Below are 14,286 nucleotides of genomic sequence, written 5' to 3'. Positions count from 1 at the left end.
TTCAGGGCAATTCTGCGATTAGCGCAGATTTAAAGCAACCAAATTCTGCGCCTATCGCTTTGCGCACAACGCAGCAACACCGGAAAATCAACAGATGGAAATAGGTCAGATCATCAGAAATGCGCGGAAAGCCAAAAAGCTTTCCCTGGAACAGCTCGCTAACCAGGTCGATTCGGACACGGGCAACCTGTCACGCCTGGAGCGGGGGCAGCAAAGCACTACGCCTGAGAAGCTCAAGCGCATTATGGACGTGCTTGGCATCAAACTGGCCCAGGTTGGCCAGGGAATGGACTCGCCCCAAGACAGCGGAATGTCGAACGTGCAGATGGCCCTGCAACCAAGCCGGGGCCCTAAGGATTATCCGTTGATCAGTTGGGTTATTGCCGGGGAATGGGCGGAATCCTGCGACAACTTCCACCCGGGCGATGCTGAAACATGGATTGCCTCGGTAGAGAACGCCGGCCCCAATGGTTTCTGGCTGGACGTCAAAGGCGATTCAATGACCTGCTCAGGAAACCCCAACTTTCCGGAGGGTTCGCGCATCCTGGTACAGCCGGAGGCCGATTTGATCAGTGGGAAATATTACGTGATTAAGCTGGAAACCGGCGAGAGCACGTTTAAGCAGTACATAGAAGACGCAGGGCATAAGTACCTGCGGCCGCTCAATCCCAGCTATAGAACCATCGAAATCGACGGCCACTTCAAAGTAATTGGTCGCGTAATCGACACCAAGATGACGGGCCTATGAACGGATGCAAGATGAATTCTCTGGCCGTCACTGCGGCACTGCTGGCCGGCTTTGCTTCTTCGCCGGCCTGGTCAGCGACTGGTAACGATCTTGTGCAGTGGGGCGCCAACAGCCCGCAGGGCTCAAAGTTCATAGATGGCGCATATATGGGGTATATCTCCGGCATTGCTGATTTTTCGAACGGAGTCTTATTCTGTGCACCGAAAGGCGTAACAAACGGGCAAAATGTCGCGATAGTCTCAAAATTCCTTAAAAACAATCCTGAAAGATGGGCCGAACAAGCACCCCAACTGATCGTTGCTGCACTGTCGGCAGCCTATCCTGCCTGCAAGGCTAAATAACCCTTCCCGCCCGCTCCCATCTGAACCCGCCACTGAGCGGGTTTTTTTGTGCCTGATTTTTAGAATCTGCGCTTGACGCAGAAATAAATCTGCGCATAATGCAACCCATGTTCTGCGATTGGCGCAGATTCATAACCGCTCTTTAACAACCAGCCGCAACAAAGCGTCGACCGGGAAAGGCTTTGACGCATCGGGCGTGGGCGACTCCCACCCTGATGCGCCGTATAGACCTCGGTACGTCGGCGTGCAAGACAACGGAAATTTTCACTGATGCACCTGGTGACGGGTGCATTGGGAAAACAACCGGAGCAAGACCATGAATAAAGAACAAATCTACGACAGCCAAATCAGCCCGCTTATGCAGCAAATCATTGGTGTTTGCCGCGAACACGGCATTGCGATGACGGCGAGCTTTGACATTGCACACGACGGCGAGGGCCCAGAAGGCCAGGACTGTTCCGAACTTGTTTGCAGCACCTTGCTACCGGATGGCGACAACCAGCCGAACCCAGTGTTCACGCAGGCTTTCAACTTCATTCGTCGAGCAGGTCGACCTGCGCCAATGATGCTCACCACTGGGCATGGCGACGGCACCAAGACCATGACAGCGATTATTTGACCGCATCACCTCTGCCCATTCCACCGAGTGGGCAGACGGATGTAATCAACCCCGGAGCAAACCCAATGGTTACCCCTGAAACCGCAGAAGACATGTCCAAAAAGCTTGTCGAGTCGTACATAAACGCGTGCAAGCCAAGGGACATGGACGACGTTAAGCACCTGATTTTGAAACTGATTGGCATGGCCGGCTTGGCGCTGGCGGCAACCCACGGCGAAGACATGGCGGTAGCGCTGATTAAAGGCATTGCAATCGGCGTTGGCGAAAACGCCCATCGGTCCCGCGTCGAAATTATCCGCAGCCATTGAGTGAAACGTCGGGAATCGCTGCGTCAGTTCGACGCTAAAGCACAGGCAGCGTGACAGCCGGGAAAGACCGGCACCTATTCAACATGCCTCTGGAGGCATCCATGGAACACGAAATAGTTGTTGAGGGGTTTGTCCTCCAGGTGGAGGTAACCCATTGCGTGAATGAGCCGCCGTGCTACGGCAGCACCAACAGCGACTGGGACGCCCAGGGCGAGCGGGAGCTGGAATTCAAGATTTTGTCGGCTGTGTGCTACGACGATGACGGCGTTCGTATGACCTCCAGCCCCCAGTGGTCTACCGCGTCACTGGCACATCACTACCGCCCGCAGATCGAGGTGGCGCTCTGGTACGAAATCGACGCCCGCAAGCGTCGGCAACGGAGGCGCGCAGCATGAGCCGTCGCCAGCATCAGATCGCCGTGGACATGATCGATTCGCGGTTTTCCCTGTTACAGGCCGGTGAAACATCATCAGTTGTGCACGCCGAGGCGAGCATGGCCGTGGAGCTGGCTTATTCGCTGGGTGCCATCGACATCGATGAACACCGGCACTACGTGGAACGCCGCGACCGCATCTACGCAAGACAGGCCGAAGCGTTCATTGCAGACATTCGGAGGTGCGCACCATGAACACCATGACCCTGGCATTTACCCACAAGTCCTGGCTCGGCGTTCTGTCGCTGGCCTATGACGCTGGTATCGAAAACGTCCATGCCTGGAGCCGTAGGGCCTGCCTGTGTGGTGAGTGGACGGTGGCTTACGAGGTGAAGGCATGAACCAACAACGCGAACCACTGCGACGCCAAGCGATAGATGAAGATCGTATGAATTTGCCAGAAGGCAAGACTTGCGGTGACTGCATCCACGCAAAACGATGCACGATGATGTTCGGGGACATTCCGGAAGCTGAGGCTTGCGACTGGGCTCCATCCCGTTTCCGCGATGCGGTTCAGAAGGTGGCGCCGTGAGCATGGTGTGCGGCAACTGCCGCCAAACTGGAATCCGCTGGGTGGGGCCGATGAGCAAGCTGACCCATACCGAATGCCCGCACTGCGGCGGCACCAACTGCCAGTTGGTCGATCAGCTAGAACCGGACGAGCCCGAAACGGCGACTTGCGGTTGCGGCGCCCAGGGCGAAGTGAACTACGACGACGGCAACGAGCGGCGTTACTACTGCTACAGCGCATTGTCGATGTGTTCGCCATGACCACCCGCCAAGCCATCCGCCTGACCTCGGCCATAGTTGGCCTGACCTTCCTCACCATCGTTTTCCTGGGCCCCGCTATCGGCGGCCTGATCACTCAATAAACAAAACCTTTAATCGCTGCGAGCATCGCGGCAAGGAATCCCCATGTCCGCACAACAGCAAGTCATCACCATCGACGACATCAGCGCCGACAACGCGCCGACCATTTACGTATCCGGTGGCCTGGGCCAGTTCTACGACGCAGTGAAAGCCAAAGTCGCCACGGAGGTTCCAGACCTGACCACCCGTAAGGGCCGGGAGCGCATCGCCTCCTTAGCTATGACGGTGAGCAAATCCAAGGCCGCCGTGGAGAAGCCGGGCCGCGACTATTTGAAACGCCTTAAGGAAATGCCAAAAACCATTGAGGCCGAGCTGCGCGACTGGGTCACCAAGATGGATGCCCTGCGCGACGAAATCCGCCAGCCGCTGACGGACTGGGAAAAGGCTGAACTGGCCCGCACCGACAAACACGTCGACGGAATCCAGAGCATCAAGGACTTGGCCGTTTTCGAAGAAACGCCGACAGCCGCCCAGGTGGCCCAGGCCATTGCCGACCTTGAGTTGATCGCAATCGACGATACCTGGGAAGAGTTCTTAGCCGAAGCCGCCCAGGTGAAAGACCAGACCTTGGCGAAACTGCGAACCATCCACGCCGAGCGAGTCAAGCACGAAGCCGAGCAGGCCGAATTGACACGCCTTCGCCTGGAGAAGGAAGCCCGCGACAAGAAGGACAACGAGGACCGTATTGCCCGCGAAGCTGCCGAGCAAGCAACCAAGGATGCAGAAGAAAAGGCCAGGCTTGCGCGTGAAGCTGCCGAGAAGCGCGAAAACGACTTGAAGTTGCAGGCCGCCGAAGCCGAGCGCAAGGCCGAACAGGCGAATCGCGAAAAGGTTGAAGCCGACCAGAAGGCAGAGCGCGACCGCCTGCAAGCGATTGAAGATCAGAAGAAGGCAGTTGAACAGGCTCGACTGGACGAGCAAGCCAGAGCCGACGCCGCCGCTGACGAAATCCTGCGCCTGGAAAGGCTACGAGAAGCCGACAAGGCCCACAAAGGCAAGATCTACAAGGCGGCCAAGGAGGCATTCATCAAAGGCGGCATGACCGAAGAATGCGCCCGACTGGCCGTGAAGCTGGTCGCCAGCAACCTCATCCCCGCCATGTCCATTCAGTACTGAGGTCATCATGAGCAATCCAGCAGTGATTGATAAGGCCGTGCGCGCCCCGGCCGTCCAAACCGAATCCGCCACCATCATGGCGATCATTCAACAGGTGGCCACCAACCCGGCCGCCGATATCGACAAGATGGAGCGCCTGATGCTGATGCACCAACAGCATCAGGACCGTCTGGCGAAACAGGCATTTGACGCCGCCATGGCCGAAATGCAGAAAAAGCTTCCCGTCATCCGCGAGCGCGGCGCCATCCGCGACAAATTCAAGAACGTTCAGTCCACCTACGCACTGTGGGAGGACATCAACGAAGAGTTGAAACCGGTACTGGCGAAATACGGCTTTGCCTTGTCGTTTCGAATCCCTCGAAACCCTGGCGGTGTTGAGGTGGAAGGCGTGCTTAGCCACCGTGACGGGCACCGCGAAACCACCTCGATCCTGCTGCCCGTCGATGCCACCGGTAGTAAGAACGCCGTTCAGTCAGTAGCCAGCTCTGTCAGCTACGGCAAGCGCTACACCGCCGGCGCGTTGCTCAACTTCACCACTACCGGCGAAGACGACGACGCCCAGGGCACCGAGCCAGCACCCAAGCTAGTCACTGACATTCAGGCCAGGCAGTTACAGGCTCTTCTGGACAAATGCAGCGACAAAGCCAAAACGACATTCGCGGCATTTAACGGCACACCGGCTGATGTTGAGAAAGCTGCTTTTGATCAGGTGCTTGCCATGCTCACCAAATCCGCCGCGCTAAACACAACCCAACCCGAGGGGAACGACTGATGCAAATCATCACAGAAGTTGAACAGGGTTCACCGGAATGGCTGGCCCTTCGCCTAGGGATAGTCACCTGCAGCGAGCTGGATTGCCTGCTAACCAACGGCAAAGGCGAGGCGGGTTTCGGTGTCGGTGCTTTCACCTACATGAACACGCTTATCGGCGAGCGCATCACAGGCGAGGCCGCCGACCCATTCCAGGGAAACCGACATACCGAGCGCGGCCATGAGTGGGAAGGTGTCGGTCGCAAGCTGTACGAACAGCGCAAAGAAGTCCAAACCAGCCAGGTGGCTATCATCCTGAACCACGGCGCCGGCTATTCCCCTGACTCGCTGGTTGGGGACAAGGGCCTTACGGAAATCAAAACCAAGCTTCCTAAATTCCAGGTTGAAGTGATCCTCTCCGGCGAAATTCCAAAGGAACACGTAGCCCAGTGCCAAGGCGGACTTTGGTTATCGGAGCGCGAGTGGATCGACTTTGTTTGCTATTGGCCCGGTATGCCGCTGTTCATCAAGCGCGCTTACCGGGATGAAGCAATGATCCGCAAGCTTTCGGAGCGGGTTAAAACCTTCTACGAAATCCTTGATGAGCGGATGAACCAAGTCCTTGGGATTGCTGCGTGATGAGCAAGCGCAAGCCGCACAACCTCAAGGCTCGCATTGCCCGGTCGTGTCGCTCGCTGTTGGCCACCAACCATGTGGCGGTGGTCAACATCGACCCAAGCGGCCGCCAGGGCCTGATTAATTGGATGAACTGCAAGAGCATTCCGCCCGGCCAGCGCATCGCTGACGCGGTTTGCGACATCCCCCACCGCTGGACCATCTACCTAAGCGTCATGTGCGATGCAGGCGCTGGCGGCCAGTACAGCAAATCAGTGGAAGTTGCGCCCCAGGGTCAGTACCTGGCCGAGCATCTGACCGACGTTATCGAATCCACCTACAAAGACCTGATTGCCGAGTGCAACCCCAACCACGTTGTGGCCTCGGGCTGGATCGCGATTCCAACAGATGTGTCCTTGACCGAACAGCAGGCCGCCCGCGTGTTCAACGCCGTCGGCGTGTGGAGCCAACAGAAAGTCGCATGAACCGCATGAAGTCCCGCCCCCAGCAACGCAAGCGCGAAACATGGCTGGCATTACCTGCCAGCGGCATAAATCCTCAATCGGAGAAAAAACCATGTCCACAGCAACCGATACAGCCGAGTTCCTGGAAGAACTCAACGGCGGCGCCTTCGCCAGCCAAATCGGCCACGCCCTTTCCGAAGTAGCCGCGGGGGTTGTTGACCACGGCAAGGCCGGGAAGGTGGTCATCACCCTGGATTTCAGCCAGATCGGCGAATCGCACCAGGTGAAGATCAAGCACAAGCTTGACTACAAGGTGCCGACCAAGCGCGGTACCCGTAGCGAAAACACCAGTCTCGACACTCCCATGCATGTGGGCACCGGCGGCCGCGTGACCCTCTTCGCGGAAAAGCATGACCAGCTTTTCAGCCGTGACGACGCACCAATCCCCAAACGCACTTGATTCACCCCGCTCCACCTCCCTTCCGCAATCCAAGGAAATAACCGATGTCACTTACCAAAGAAGCAATTCAGCTCATTACCGATAACGCGCTGGCTGCAACCGGTAAAACGCTGAACACACTTGTTCCTACCGTTGTGGTGCCCGATAGCGCGACGGTCATCGACCTGGAGAAGTTCCAGGCAGGTCGAAGCCGTTTTCGTGGCACCTACAGCACCCATTCCCTGGCTGACTTCGGCACCTACGTAGTTGAGCGCGCCGCGCCTGGCGCACGCGGCTTCATCGACCAGGACGCAATGAGCTGCACCTTGCTGTTCAACCTGGGCACCGCCGAAGCACCCGGCCACGCCGATGACCGTGCCGTCCTAAAGTTGAAACCAACCGCCGGCTACACCGCTGCCCAAAGCATCGGCGGGCGCGGTATCAGCCAGAAGGATTTGAGCGACTGGATCGAAGACTGGCACCAGTACCTAACCCCGGTAGACGAAGCGGGCGACCCAATCCCGGTTGCCAAGGCCATAGCAGCCGTGCGCACGATCACCATCAAGGCGTCGAGCGAGTCGGAAACCACCGTGGGTGATACCAGCGCCAGCCGTAGCGCCATGGACCAGATTGAGGCGCGCAGTAAAGAAACTCTTCCGGTAGCCCTGCAATTCCGCACCATCCCGTACGAAGGTCTGACTGAACAACAGATCACCCTGCGACTGTCCGTCATCACCAGCGGCTCGTTGCCGGTGCTGAAACTGCGCTGGGTTGGCGAAGAGGTCCAGCGCGAAGACATCGCCCAGGAATTCAAGTCTGTGCTTCAAGCCAAAATTGGCGAATCCGCCGCGCTGTCCCTGGGTGCCTTCGATCCGAAGTAACGCAACCCATCCCGCAACACCACCAGGCGCCTACGGGCGCCTTTCTCTTGTCCAGAGGAAAGTGCCCATGACCGCAACCACATTCAAGAACCTTGTAGAAACGTTCGGCACGCCAGCACTCAAGCGCAAGCCGGCGATTCTCCCGCGCGTCCTGGCCAACGAGCCGCTGCCCGATCTGGTAATCACCGGCCCTATCAACCGAGTCATGGAGCTGGAGGGCAAGCGCTGGGCCACCGACTTCGTGCAGGCCCTGGGCGCGTCCATCCGGCGCGAGCCGACGCGGACCAAGGCCATAGCAGACCTGACCCGGTACGCAGCCGCGCAGCCTTCCAGCAGGGCCAGCGGCGTCAAGATCGTTATTGATATGTTGAAGGGGGCGTGATGAGCAGACCAGCACTCAGCGAACGAGCGGTAACAGCGCTCATCCGCTACGAATCAGCAGCCGCCGAGCTGACCAGAATCAAGAAATCCATCGTGGCCACCCTTGAGCAGTGCCCGATCACCATCGAGGCTTACAAGGTGTACGACGAAAAGTCGCCTCTTTGGGATAAGAGCCGCGTAAACCATCACCTGCATCAAGCCCTCACCGCAACCGTGAGCGATTACTGCTCTGAGCGCCGCCTAGACCAGGAGGAAATCACGGACCAGCTAACCGGCTGGGATGAAGAATCCGAGGGTGCTTGCCCGCATTGCCTTGCGGCCTGGGGATTGATTCTCGCCAGAAAGGACGCCCGTCAAGAGTTCGGCAACGCTAAACGCCTTGTTCGGGCACTCGGCAAGCTGGCTATCAAGGCCTTACCGTCATGATCGCCCTACGCCGCACCACCAAGATACGCGGCGCGCCGATGCGCCCGCTGGATCTGCAAACAATCTGCGATCAATGCCAGCGCTCACGCGCCCACGGCAACCACGACAAATGCAGCAAGGCCCGGCAGGCGGAAATGGCCGAGCTGCGCGCACGGGAGAAGAATCATGAGTGAGGTTAAGCGTATTTCCGTGTTCATACACGGACCGAACAAGAAGATTGACATGGTTGAGGCTGTGCATCTCGACCGTGTAACCGCAGAGCGTGATGCCCTGCAAGCCCTGCTGACCGCAGCGGATGAGCGGGCGGACCACAACGCACGGGTGTCGGCAATAGCGGTTGAAGATGTCCTGTTGCTGCAAAAGCGGGCGGATGTGCTGGAGGTCGCGCTGGCGGGCATGTTGTTCGCTTTCGACGACGGTGTGGGCCTGGATTGGTCAGAGGATCTGCTCGACTTTGCCCGGAAGTTGACCGCCGCCAAGGAATTCAAGGCCGCACTCAAGCCAGTAGAGGGTGGTGGCAATGATTGAAATCGATGGCTTCTCAATGTTCGCCGGTTTTGGCATGGGCGTTATCGTCGGATTCGTCTTGCTGATGGCAATTGCTGCGTGGGGTGACTGATGCGCGCCCAACTCCCCGCCTACTGCTGGTGCCTGCTGGCACTGGCACAACTGATTTGATGAGGTATTTATGACAGCAATTACTGACCACGACATCGCGTTTGCCCAGGCTGTAGTCGCCCTTGCACGCCAGCATGGCATGACCGGCATCGACATGGGATTTCGCCAAAACTTCGACCTGTCGCAGCAGACCGGGTGCTATTGCAGTAAACGCATCACTTGGACGGAAGGTCGCCATGGCGATGACGCACTGATCAAGTTCCGCACCGAGGCAGAAGCATCAGTGCCAGAAAAGGTAGCCAAGCCATGACCACCAACCAAAAGATTGACGGCGTGCCGCGTGAGCTGCTGGAGGCATCATGGGCCGCGCTAATGCAGAAAGGCCAAGTAATCAAAGCGCTACATCTGCGCGACCTTCTTGATGCGCCTGCCCCAGTCCCTACCCCTGCGGCGTGGATGCGCTTCGATCAGGATCAAAAAGCAGTATTCACAAGGGGAAAGCGAACTAACGATTCGGAGCCACTTTACCCGCACCCTACTGCGTATCGTGTGCCAGCCGCCCAGCCCCAGGGCGAGCAGGTGGCGTGCATGCCGGTGGAGCGCTGCTACGACGTCCGGGTGAAAATGATCATCGCCTTCAACGAGGTAAAGAAGGCTGGCGGCGATCTGGATGAAGCACTCGATGCAGCATACAAGTCAGCCCTACGCTACTCGCCGAACCCAGCGAACGCCGAGCAGCCCGCGCCGGTAGCCGTGGTGCTTCCTGCTCGACCGCGCGCCGACGAGGAAGAATATGAGCGTATGACCGACTACGAGAAAGGTCTGCTGCACGGCGGCATTGAGCTTTGGGACAAGATCGACGAAGTAACCCGCCTGAACGTCAAATAACCCCCCCTCAACCAATTCATTCACTCCACCCGGCAACGGCGTGGCGAGGTATTCCCATGGAACAACAACACACCGCCCTGGTGGGCAACAAAGAAGTCCTCAAGATGCTGGGTATGCAAAGCGTGTCGGGCCTGAACAAGCTGCGGGTTCGTGACAAGACGTTCCCGGCGCCGATCAAAAGCAGTGACGCACGGGGCGCCCGGTGCCGCTTCGACCCAGTCGAGGTCGAAAAGTGGATCGAGGGCAAGAAAGCCGCCCGAAACCAACAAGCCAACGCCGACGAATAAGCGCCGGCACTTCATCGCTACGGGGCTTGGCAATCCGCTGCAGCCCCAAGCGTTCTGTATGGGCGCTTGTATGGTGAAACCATCAAACCGCTTGCAGACCACGTAATCCGTGGCCGATCACAAGTCCTCTACCCGCTCCACTCAGATTTGCGCTGGCGTCAGGAAGGTTCTGACGCAGGATGCACAAAAAACCGGTCCTTGGTGACCGGTTTTTTTATGTCTAAAATTTATTCTCCAGCGCTCATCTGCTGCTCGGCAGTCGAGCCTGAGGGTGTGAAGCACCTTGTGTTGAATCATCCACAGGAAAAAAAGCTGCTCGGGATTTCTTTTCTGGCATCCGCAGCGCTCCATGTATTGCAGCAGCAGCGGTAGGTACGCCGAAGCAAAGTCTTACGGCTAGGCCGGCAACACCGCGCGATAATGTAGGCTCATCGGCCCAAAGTTCGGAATATGGCAATGCTGGACACCCAAAAAACCACACCCAACATCATCCTGCGCCAAGTAGTCGGCTGGGTGTTGGTTTTGCCGCTGCTGATCTCGTTTGTACGGCTGCCCTTCCCCTTCCCCCTTAGATTTTTGCTGGAGTTAGGAGTGATTGCCGCGTCAGCGTATGGCGTGAGGTTTGCCTGGCGTCACGCAACCCCACGCGTGGCTGTGTTCGCTTTGTTTGTCACCCTGCTCAACGTCATTTCTATGTTCATGTTAGGTACCGCGTCAGTACTCAAGGCCCTTTACATTATCGCCTGGCTCTACTGGTACCCCTATTATTCCAACTGGGTTTACTGGAATTTCTAATGGGGCGAAGAATTTGACCGCAAGAAACGTAGTTCCCTAACCCCTTGGTGGAACTACAGTGGCGTCGTCCCCCCTCAACGCCCTTCAAGGAAACAGCTCATGACCTACCAGTACAAGCTCATGCCTTCCCCTGTCGGTGAACTCACCCTGGTGGCGCGCGATGGCAAACTCAGCGCCATCCTCTGGGAAGTAGAACGCGCCAATCGCGTACGCCTGGGTGAATTGATTGAGGCCAACGACAGCCCGGTGCTGCGAGAAACCGAACGCCAATTGAAGGAATACTTTGCCGGAACGCGTAACCAGTTCGAACTGGAGCTGGATTTCGCCGGCACTGACTTCCAGAAGCAGGTCTGGCAGGCACTGCTGACCATTCCCTTCGGCGAAACCCGCAGCTACAGCCAGATCGCCGAGCAGATCGGCAACCCCAAAGCCGTGCGCGCAGTCGGGGCCGCGAATGGGCGCAACCCGATCTCGATCATTGCGCCATGCCACCGAGTGGTGGGGGCTTCGGGCGGGCTGACCGGGTTTGCCGGAGGGCTTGAGGCCAAGCAGTATCTACTGACGCTTGAGGATCGCAGCCAGGCAAAAATGGCTTTTTGATTACCGGTCAGCGAGCGCTCCGCGAGTGAAAGCCTGATACTCGAACAAACGTGCAAAGCCCAACTGTTGATACAGCGAGATGGCCTCCGCCGAGGCCTCGAGAAAACATCGGTGAGCCCCCAGGCTTGAGGCGTGAAGCAGGGCAGCTTGAATCAGGCAAGTGGCATAGCCTCTTCCACGAAAGCCCTTGAGCGTGCCGACATCATTCAGACGGGCCTCGCCTTCACACAGTGACAACGTCAACGAACAGCTCACCCGCCCCTCGGCGGACAGGGTGAAGTGGTAAAGGGCCTCACCCGCATCAAGCGCCCTCTGGTGCCGTTCCTGATAGTTCACAACGACCTCGGGAAGCATCGAATATGCGCTGCCAACTGGACCCACCCATTCGTTCAAATCCCGCGTCAGGCAGATCTGTAGAGTCCCCTCGCTCATCCTTGGAATAAAACGCGACAGCTCGAGAACCATCGCGGTTGTCTGTTCGGCAGGCTGGAAACCGATTGCGCAGAGCGCCTCGCGTAGCTCAGCGACCTTTTCCTCATGAACCACAATGCGTATTGCAAGGACGGTACCATGGATCAAGCCCAACGGGTCAGCAAAAGCTTCGCCCAATGGAGCGCTGCCCACGCGAATAAATAACAAGTCATACAGGCCAGAACATACGTCAACGAAATAAGCGTTGATAGCCGCGCTATAACGGCGATGCAGGCCGCAGGTGGCAGAAAAATAGTGATCTTCGGTCAGGTGATAAAGTGTGCGCAGGTCGCAGGTGGCATATGCGGTCATAGGGGTTATCCAGGTAAAAACCCAGTCTTGCGCTCGCCGCCTTGAGATACCGTAGGCTCGCTCCTAAAAGCACGGCAGAAAAACCCACAGTCCTGTTGATATGAAAACGGCGGTTGGATCCTCTCCAACCGCCGTTTTTTCATTTCCAGTAGTCGCCTCAACCGTCGCCTTGATGGCCCTTACCGTAGGTCGAGGCCAGGGCCCTGGCTTTTTGCAGGCGCTCTTCAAGCTTGGGTAGCGTCTCATCCACCAGTGCCTTTATCTCTGGCACATCCGACGCAGCGCCTTCTTTCTTGAACAGGGCGATGGCGTCTTCGTTCTCCTTGACCTGCTGCGCGGTATAGGCAGCGTCAAACGAATCGCCGTCCTTGAGTTCAGGCATCAGGGTTTCGGCCTTATCAACGATCTTCTCCCGTGGGGCCACTGGCAAATCAAGCTTCTTGGCGATCGCCGCCAAGTGCTGGTTGGCCAGCGTGCGCTCGTTGATGACCTCAATGGTGTAGTCCTTGATTTCCTGGGACGAGGTCTTGGCGTGGGCCATGCGACTGGTTTCGATATCGGCCATGCCTTTGGCCGAAGCCTGCTCGATGAATTCTGCAGGCGACTGGGCGAAAGCACTGCTGGCGCCGAGGCCCAGCAGCATCGCGAAACTGGCGGTGCGTAACCGGGTAGCCATGCGGCTCATGATGGGTTCCTCCAGGGCAAAAATAGGCGCGGGAGCATACAACCCGCCCTGAATTCGAATTTTCACGGCGGTAAAGGTTTAGAAAAAACTTACCGGTGCGACGAACGGTCGTCGTCGCCTCAGGCCGCTTTGCTGCCGAACAGGCCCGGCAATGCGTGCGCCAGGGCATTGAGGGCGAAGCCGATAAACATCACGCCGCAGAGCTTGGTGATCAGGATTTCATGGCGTTGATACAGCGTGCGCACCCGTTGGGCACCCACCACGCCGATCAGGATCGCGTAGGCCAGCAAGCCACCGATAAAGCTCAGCAGAATCAACGTCGGCAACATCGACCAAGTCAACAACTCGGCTCGGCTGGACAGTAACGCGGTGAACGTCGCCACGGCGACCGGGTAGGCCTTGGGGTTGGTCAAGCCAAACACAATACCGTGCCAGAACGGATGGCGCGCCGCGCCCTGAGGGGCATCGCTATTGCGCCGCTGGGTGCGGATCGCACGCCAGCCGAGCCAGAACAAATACATTCCACTGAGTACACCGAGTACGTCAAACGCACTGCTGCCGACTTCCCGCGCACCGACGATGGCTATCAGCGCCGTGCTGCACCACACCACATCGCCGAGCAAATGACCGCACAAGAATCCTGCCCCGGCACGCCGGCCACGAGCCGCACCGATGCCGAATACGGCCAGGACACCGGGGCCTGGGGTAATGCCGTAGATAAAACCCGAAGCCAGCACGGCGAGCAGCAAGGATGGGGTCATGGATAGACGCTCCGACAGACGCTAAAAGGTGATTGATTCTGCATGTTTCAGCGCGGTGGGTAAAACTTCATTCCAGCATAGGGCTGGGCGCGACAGGCTTGCAGCCGCGAGGCCAGATCGCCGACATGAACCTCCAGCTTATGGCCGTCGGGATCGAGAAAATAAAACGATGCGCCTTCGCTGCGGTTGTCTCGCCATTCCTGTACCCCGGCAGCACGCAGGTGTTCGACCAAGGGAGTGAAATCAGCAGCATCGACAGTGAAGGCATAGTGGGTGTAATCCACCGCCGGAGCAGTCGAGCGCAACGGGTCCAGCGACAGGCACAGCCAAAGCCCAGGCAGTGAGAGGTAGGCACCGTTGTCCCAGGTTGCGTCGAGCTGCAGGCGCAGCAGATCGTGATAGAAACTGACGCTGCGCGGCACATCGGTGACGGCCAGGGTCAGGTGGTTGAAACCGCTGAGCATCTAGGTGTTCTCGC

Annotated in this window: 28 protein-coding genes; 24 read left to right on the top strand and 4 right to left on the bottom strand. The window is 57.9% G+C overall.

Annotated elements, in window-relative coordinates:
• The first annotated feature begins 94 nt into the window (after positions 1-94).
• The 24 genes from BMH52_RS16000 to BMH52_RS15895 all read left to right on the top strand — a co-directional run bounded on the left by BMH52_RS16000 (position 95) and on the right by BMH52_RS15895 (position 11,579).
• A complete protein-coding gene (locus BMH52_RS16000; RefSeq protein WP_073844290.1) occupies positions 95-748 on the top strand; it encodes an XRE family transcriptional regulator in 654 nt (217 codons plus the stop codon).
• A gap of 11 nt (positions 749-759) precedes the next feature.
• Positions 760-1,089: a Rap1a/Tai family immunity protein gene (locus BMH52_RS15995; RefSeq protein ID WP_143192528.1), complete on the top strand. Its 330-nt coding sequence runs from the start codon at positions 760-762 to the stop codon at positions 1,087-1,089.
• A gap of 316 nt (positions 1,090-1,405) precedes the next feature.
• Positions 1,406-1,708, top strand: coding sequence for a hypothetical protein (locus BMH52_RS15990; protein WP_073844286.1), 303 nt, complete (start codon positions 1,406-1,408; stop codon positions 1,706-1,708).
• A 65-nt stretch (positions 1,709-1,773) separates the two neighbouring features.
• On the top strand, positions 1,774-2,016 hold the full coding sequence (locus BMH52_RS15985; protein WP_073844284.1) for a hypothetical protein: 243 nt from the start codon (positions 1,774-1,776) through the stop codon (positions 2,014-2,016).
• A gap of 101 nt (positions 2,017-2,117) precedes the next feature.
• Positions 2,118-2,411 carry a hypothetical protein gene (locus BMH52_RS15980; protein WP_073844282.1) on the top strand — a complete coding sequence of 98 codons (294 nt, stop codon included), beginning with the start codon at positions 2,118-2,120 and terminating at the stop codon, positions 2,409-2,411.
• Positions 2,408-2,644, top strand: coding sequence for a hypothetical protein (locus BMH52_RS15975; RefSeq protein WP_073844280.1), 237 nt, complete (start codon positions 2,408-2,410; stop codon positions 2,642-2,644). The genes BMH52_RS15980 and BMH52_RS15975 overlap by 4 nt, the downstream gene beginning before the upstream one ends.
• The gene (locus BMH52_RS29295; RefSeq protein WP_177345093.1) at positions 2,641-2,790 is read left to right on the top strand and encodes a hypothetical protein; all 150 of its coding nucleotides are present in this window, start codon (positions 2,641-2,643) and stop codon (positions 2,788-2,790) included. Before BMH52_RS15975 ends, BMH52_RS29295 begins: the two co-directional genes overlap by 4 nt.
• Positions 2,787-2,981, top strand: coding sequence for a hypothetical protein (locus tag BMH52_RS15970; protein ID WP_073844278.1), 195 nt, complete (start codon positions 2,787-2,789; stop codon positions 2,979-2,981). Before BMH52_RS29295 ends, BMH52_RS15970 begins: the two co-directional genes overlap by 4 nt.
• Before the next feature lie 50 nt (positions 2,982-3,031).
• Positions 3,032-3,220 carry a hypothetical protein gene (locus BMH52_RS15965; protein ID WP_143192527.1) on the top strand — a complete coding sequence of 63 codons (189 nt, stop codon included), beginning with the start codon at positions 3,032-3,034 and terminating at the stop codon, positions 3,218-3,220.
• A 144-nt stretch (positions 3,221-3,364) separates the two neighbouring features.
• Positions 3,365-4,435: a hypothetical protein gene (locus BMH52_RS15960; RefSeq protein WP_073844274.1), complete on the top strand. Its 1,071-nt coding sequence runs from the start codon at positions 3,365-3,367 to the stop codon at positions 4,433-4,435.
• Positions 4,436-4,442: 7 nt separating this feature from the next.
• Complete coding sequence (locus tag BMH52_RS15955) at positions 4,443-5,207, top strand: ERF family protein (RefSeq protein ID WP_073844272.1); 765 nt, start codon at positions 4,443-4,445, stop codon at positions 5,205-5,207.
• Positions 5,207-5,824, top strand: a complete 618-nt coding sequence (locus tag BMH52_RS15950) for a YqaJ viral recombinase family protein (protein WP_073844270.1) — start codon at positions 5,207-5,209, stop codon at positions 5,822-5,824. The genes BMH52_RS15955 and BMH52_RS15950 overlap by 1 nt, the downstream gene beginning before the upstream one ends.
• Entirely contained in the window at positions 5,824-6,285 is a 462-nt protein-coding gene (locus BMH52_RS15945; protein ID WP_073844268.1) for a hypothetical protein, read from the top strand. The genes BMH52_RS15950 and BMH52_RS15945 overlap by 1 nt, the downstream gene beginning before the upstream one ends.
• Before the next feature lie 91 nt (positions 6,286-6,376).
• On the top strand, positions 6,377-6,724 hold the full coding sequence (locus BMH52_RS15940) for a hypothetical protein (protein ID WP_073844266.1): 348 nt from the start codon (positions 6,377-6,379) through the stop codon (positions 6,722-6,724).
• Positions 6,725-6,768: 44 nt separating this feature from the next.
• A complete protein-coding gene (locus tag BMH52_RS15935; RefSeq protein WP_073844264.1) occupies positions 6,769-7,584 on the top strand; it encodes a YfdQ family protein in 816 nt (271 codons plus the stop codon).
• A 67-nt stretch (positions 7,585-7,651) separates the two neighbouring features.
• Positions 7,652-7,966 carry a hypothetical protein gene (locus tag BMH52_RS15930; protein WP_256575797.1) on the top strand — a complete coding sequence of 105 codons (315 nt, stop codon included), beginning with the start codon at positions 7,652-7,654 and terminating at the stop codon, positions 7,964-7,966.
• Positions 7,966-8,391 (top strand): hypothetical protein, encoded by a 426-nt coding sequence (locus BMH52_RS15925; RefSeq protein ID WP_073844262.1) that lies wholly within the window; start codon positions 7,966-7,968, stop codon positions 8,389-8,391. The genes BMH52_RS15930 and BMH52_RS15925 overlap by 1 nt, the downstream gene beginning before the upstream one ends.
• The gene (locus tag BMH52_RS29290) at positions 8,388-8,564 is read left to right on the top strand and encodes a hypothetical protein (RefSeq protein WP_177345092.1); all 177 of its coding nucleotides are present in this window, start codon (positions 8,388-8,390) and stop codon (positions 8,562-8,564) included. The genes BMH52_RS15925 and BMH52_RS29290 overlap by 4 nt, the downstream gene beginning before the upstream one ends.
• Positions 8,557-8,919, top strand: a complete 363-nt coding sequence (locus tag BMH52_RS15920) for a hypothetical protein (RefSeq protein WP_073844261.1) — start codon at positions 8,557-8,559, stop codon at positions 8,917-8,919. The genes BMH52_RS29290 and BMH52_RS15920 overlap by 8 nt, the downstream gene beginning before the upstream one ends.
• Before the next feature lie 160 nt (positions 8,920-9,079).
• The gene (locus tag BMH52_RS15915) at positions 9,080-9,319 is read left to right on the top strand and encodes a hypothetical protein (RefSeq protein WP_073844259.1); all 240 of its coding nucleotides are present in this window, start codon (positions 9,080-9,082) and stop codon (positions 9,317-9,319) included.
• Positions 9,316-9,897 carry a hypothetical protein gene (locus tag BMH52_RS15910; protein WP_073844256.1) on the top strand — a complete coding sequence of 194 codons (582 nt, stop codon included), beginning with the start codon at positions 9,316-9,318 and terminating at the stop codon, positions 9,895-9,897. The genes BMH52_RS15915 and BMH52_RS15910 overlap by 4 nt, the downstream gene beginning before the upstream one ends.
• Before the next feature lie 56 nt (positions 9,898-9,953).
• Positions 9,954-10,184: an AlpA family transcriptional regulator gene (locus BMH52_RS15905; protein WP_054898737.1), complete on the top strand. Its 231-nt coding sequence runs from the start codon at positions 9,954-9,956 to the stop codon at positions 10,182-10,184.
• 456 nt (positions 10,185-10,640) lie between these two features.
• On the top strand, positions 10,641-10,979 hold the full coding sequence (locus BMH52_RS15900; RefSeq protein ID WP_073844254.1) for a hypothetical protein: 339 nt from the start codon (positions 10,641-10,643) through the stop codon (positions 10,977-10,979).
• A gap of 99 nt (positions 10,980-11,078) precedes the next feature.
• Entirely contained in the window at positions 11,079-11,579 is a 501-nt protein-coding gene (locus BMH52_RS15895; protein ID WP_014717347.1) for a methylated-DNA--[protein]-cysteine S-methyltransferase, read from the top strand.
• Here BMH52_RS15895 and BMH52_RS15890 read toward each other — a convergent pair whose 3' ends face one another.
• The 4 genes from BMH52_RS15890 to fos all read right to left on the bottom strand — a co-directional run bounded on the left by BMH52_RS15890 (position 11,580) and on the right by fos (position 14,272).
• Positions 11,580-12,362 (bottom strand): GNAT family N-acetyltransferase, encoded by a 783-nt coding sequence (locus BMH52_RS15890; protein WP_073844253.1) that lies wholly within the window; start codon positions 12,360-12,362, stop codon positions 11,580-11,582.
• A gap of 157 nt (positions 12,363-12,519) precedes the next feature.
• Entirely contained in the window at positions 12,520-13,047 is a 528-nt protein-coding gene (locus tag BMH52_RS15885; protein WP_014717345.1) for a DUF4142 domain-containing protein, read from the bottom strand.
• A 119-nt stretch (positions 13,048-13,166) separates the two neighbouring features.
• Positions 13,167-13,808, bottom strand: a complete 642-nt coding sequence (locus BMH52_RS15880) for a LysE family translocator (RefSeq protein ID WP_038449410.1) — start codon at positions 13,806-13,808, stop codon at positions 13,167-13,169.
• Positions 13,809-13,855: 47 nt separating this feature from the next.
• Complete coding sequence (gene fos / locus BMH52_RS15875) at positions 13,856-14,272, bottom strand: fosfomycin resistance glutathione transferase (RefSeq protein WP_019818507.1); 417 nt, start codon at positions 14,270-14,272, stop codon at positions 13,856-13,858.
• Positions 14,273-14,286 lie beyond the last annotated feature (14 nt).

Origin of the sequence: Pseudomonas sp. BTN1 (assembly GCF_001907715.1) — a bacterium.
GTDB lineage: Bacteria > Pseudomonadota > Gammaproteobacteria > Pseudomonadales > Pseudomonadaceae > Aquipseudomonas > Aquipseudomonas paracarnis.
Note: the sequence above shows the minus strand (reverse complement) of the source record. Positions and strands in the feature narration are given on the sequence as shown.

What these genes read in the sequence shown, in the direction of transcription:
- BMH52_RS15955 (WP_073844272.1), top strand. Translation starts at nt 4,443, where the DNA reads ATGAGCAATCCAGCAGTGATTGATAAGGCCGTGCGCGCCCCGGCCGTC.
- BMH52_RS15980 (WP_073844282.1), top strand. Translation starts at nt 2,118, where the DNA reads ATGGAACACGAAATAGTTGTTGAGGGGTTTGTCCTCCAGGTGGAGGTA.
- BMH52_RS15900 (WP_073844254.1), top strand. Translation starts at nt 10,641, where the DNA reads ATGCTGGACACCCAAAAAACCACACCCAACATCATCCTGCGCCAAGTA.
- BMH52_RS15975 (WP_073844280.1), top strand. Translation starts at nt 2,408, where the DNA reads ATGAGCCGTCGCCAGCATCAGATCGCCGTGGACATGATCGATTCGCGG.
- BMH52_RS15960 (WP_073844274.1), top strand. Translation starts at nt 3,365, where the DNA reads ATGTCCGCACAACAGCAAGTCATCACCATCGACGACATCAGCGCCGAC.
- BMH52_RS15990 (WP_073844286.1), top strand. Translation starts at nt 1,406, where the DNA reads ATGAATAAAGAACAAATCTACGACAGCCAAATCAGCCCGCTTATGCAG.
- BMH52_RS15945 (WP_073844268.1), top strand. Translation starts at nt 5,824, where the DNA reads ATGAGCAAGCGCAAGCCGCACAACCTCAAGGCTCGCATTGCCCGGTCG.
- fos (WP_019818507.1), bottom strand. Translation starts at nt 14,272, where the DNA reads ATGCTCAGCGGTTTCAACCACCTGACCCTGGCCGTCACCGATGTGCCG.
- BMH52_RS29295 (WP_177345093.1), top strand. Translation starts at nt 2,641, where the DNA reads ATGAACACCATGACCCTGGCATTTACCCACAAGTCCTGGCTCGGCGTT.
- BMH52_RS15920 (WP_073844261.1), top strand. Translation starts at nt 8,557, where the DNA reads ATGAGTGAGGTTAAGCGTATTTCCGTGTTCATACACGGACCGAACAAG.
- BMH52_RS15985 (WP_073844284.1), top strand. Translation starts at nt 1,774, where the DNA reads ATGGTTACCCCTGAAACCGCAGAAGACATGTCCAAAAAGCTTGTCGAG.
- BMH52_RS15930 (WP_256575797.1), top strand. Translation starts at nt 7,652, where the DNA reads ATGACCGCAACCACATTCAAGAACCTTGTAGAAACGTTCGGCACGCCA.
- BMH52_RS15915 (WP_073844259.1), top strand. Translation starts at nt 9,080, where the DNA reads ATGACAGCAATTACTGACCACGACATCGCGTTTGCCCAGGCTGTAGTC.
- BMH52_RS15890 (WP_073844253.1), bottom strand. Translation starts at nt 12,362, where the DNA reads ATGACCGCATATGCCACCTGCGACCTGCGCACACTTTATCACCTGACC.
- BMH52_RS15950 (WP_073844270.1), top strand. Translation starts at nt 5,207, where the DNA reads ATGCAAATCATCACAGAAGTTGAACAGGGTTCACCGGAATGGCTGGCC.
- BMH52_RS15895 (WP_014717347.1), top strand. Translation starts at nt 11,079, where the DNA reads ATGACCTACCAGTACAAGCTCATGCCTTCCCCTGTCGGTGAACTCACC.
- BMH52_RS15885 (WP_014717345.1), bottom strand. Translation starts at nt 13,047, where the DNA reads ATGAGCCGCATGGCTACCCGGTTACGCACCGCCAGTTTCGCGATGCTG.
- BMH52_RS15880 (WP_038449410.1), bottom strand. Translation starts at nt 13,808, where the DNA reads ATGACCCCATCCTTGCTGCTCGCCGTGCTGGCTTCGGGTTTTATCTAC.
- BMH52_RS15935 (WP_073844264.1), top strand. Translation starts at nt 6,769, where the DNA reads ATGTCACTTACCAAAGAAGCAATTCAGCTCATTACCGATAACGCGCTG.
- BMH52_RS16000 (WP_073844290.1), top strand. Translation starts at nt 95, where the DNA reads ATGGAAATAGGTCAGATCATCAGAAATGCGCGGAAAGCCAAAAAGCTT.
- BMH52_RS29290 (WP_177345092.1), top strand. Translation starts at nt 8,388, where the DNA reads ATGATCGCCCTACGCCGCACCACCAAGATACGCGGCGCGCCGATGCGC.
- BMH52_RS15925 (WP_073844262.1), top strand. Translation starts at nt 7,966, where the DNA reads ATGAGCAGACCAGCACTCAGCGAACGAGCGGTAACAGCGCTCATCCGC.
- BMH52_RS15970 (WP_073844278.1), top strand. Translation starts at nt 2,787, where the DNA reads ATGAACCAACAACGCGAACCACTGCGACGCCAAGCGATAGATGAAGAT.
- BMH52_RS15940 (WP_073844266.1), top strand. Translation starts at nt 6,377, where the DNA reads ATGTCCACAGCAACCGATACAGCCGAGTTCCTGGAAGAACTCAACGGC.
- BMH52_RS15905 (WP_054898737.1), top strand. Translation starts at nt 9,954, where the DNA reads ATGGAACAACAACACACCGCCCTGGTGGGCAACAAAGAAGTCCTCAAG.
- BMH52_RS15995 (WP_143192528.1), top strand. Translation starts at nt 760, where the DNA reads ATGAATTCTCTGGCCGTCACTGCGGCACTGCTGGCCGGCTTTGCTTCT.
- BMH52_RS15910 (WP_073844256.1), top strand. Translation starts at nt 9,316, where the DNA reads ATGACCACCAACCAAAAGATTGACGGCGTGCCGCGTGAGCTGCTGGAG.
- BMH52_RS15965 (WP_143192527.1), top strand. Translation starts at nt 3,032, where the DNA reads ATGAGCAAGCTGACCCATACCGAATGCCCGCACTGCGGCGGCACCAAC.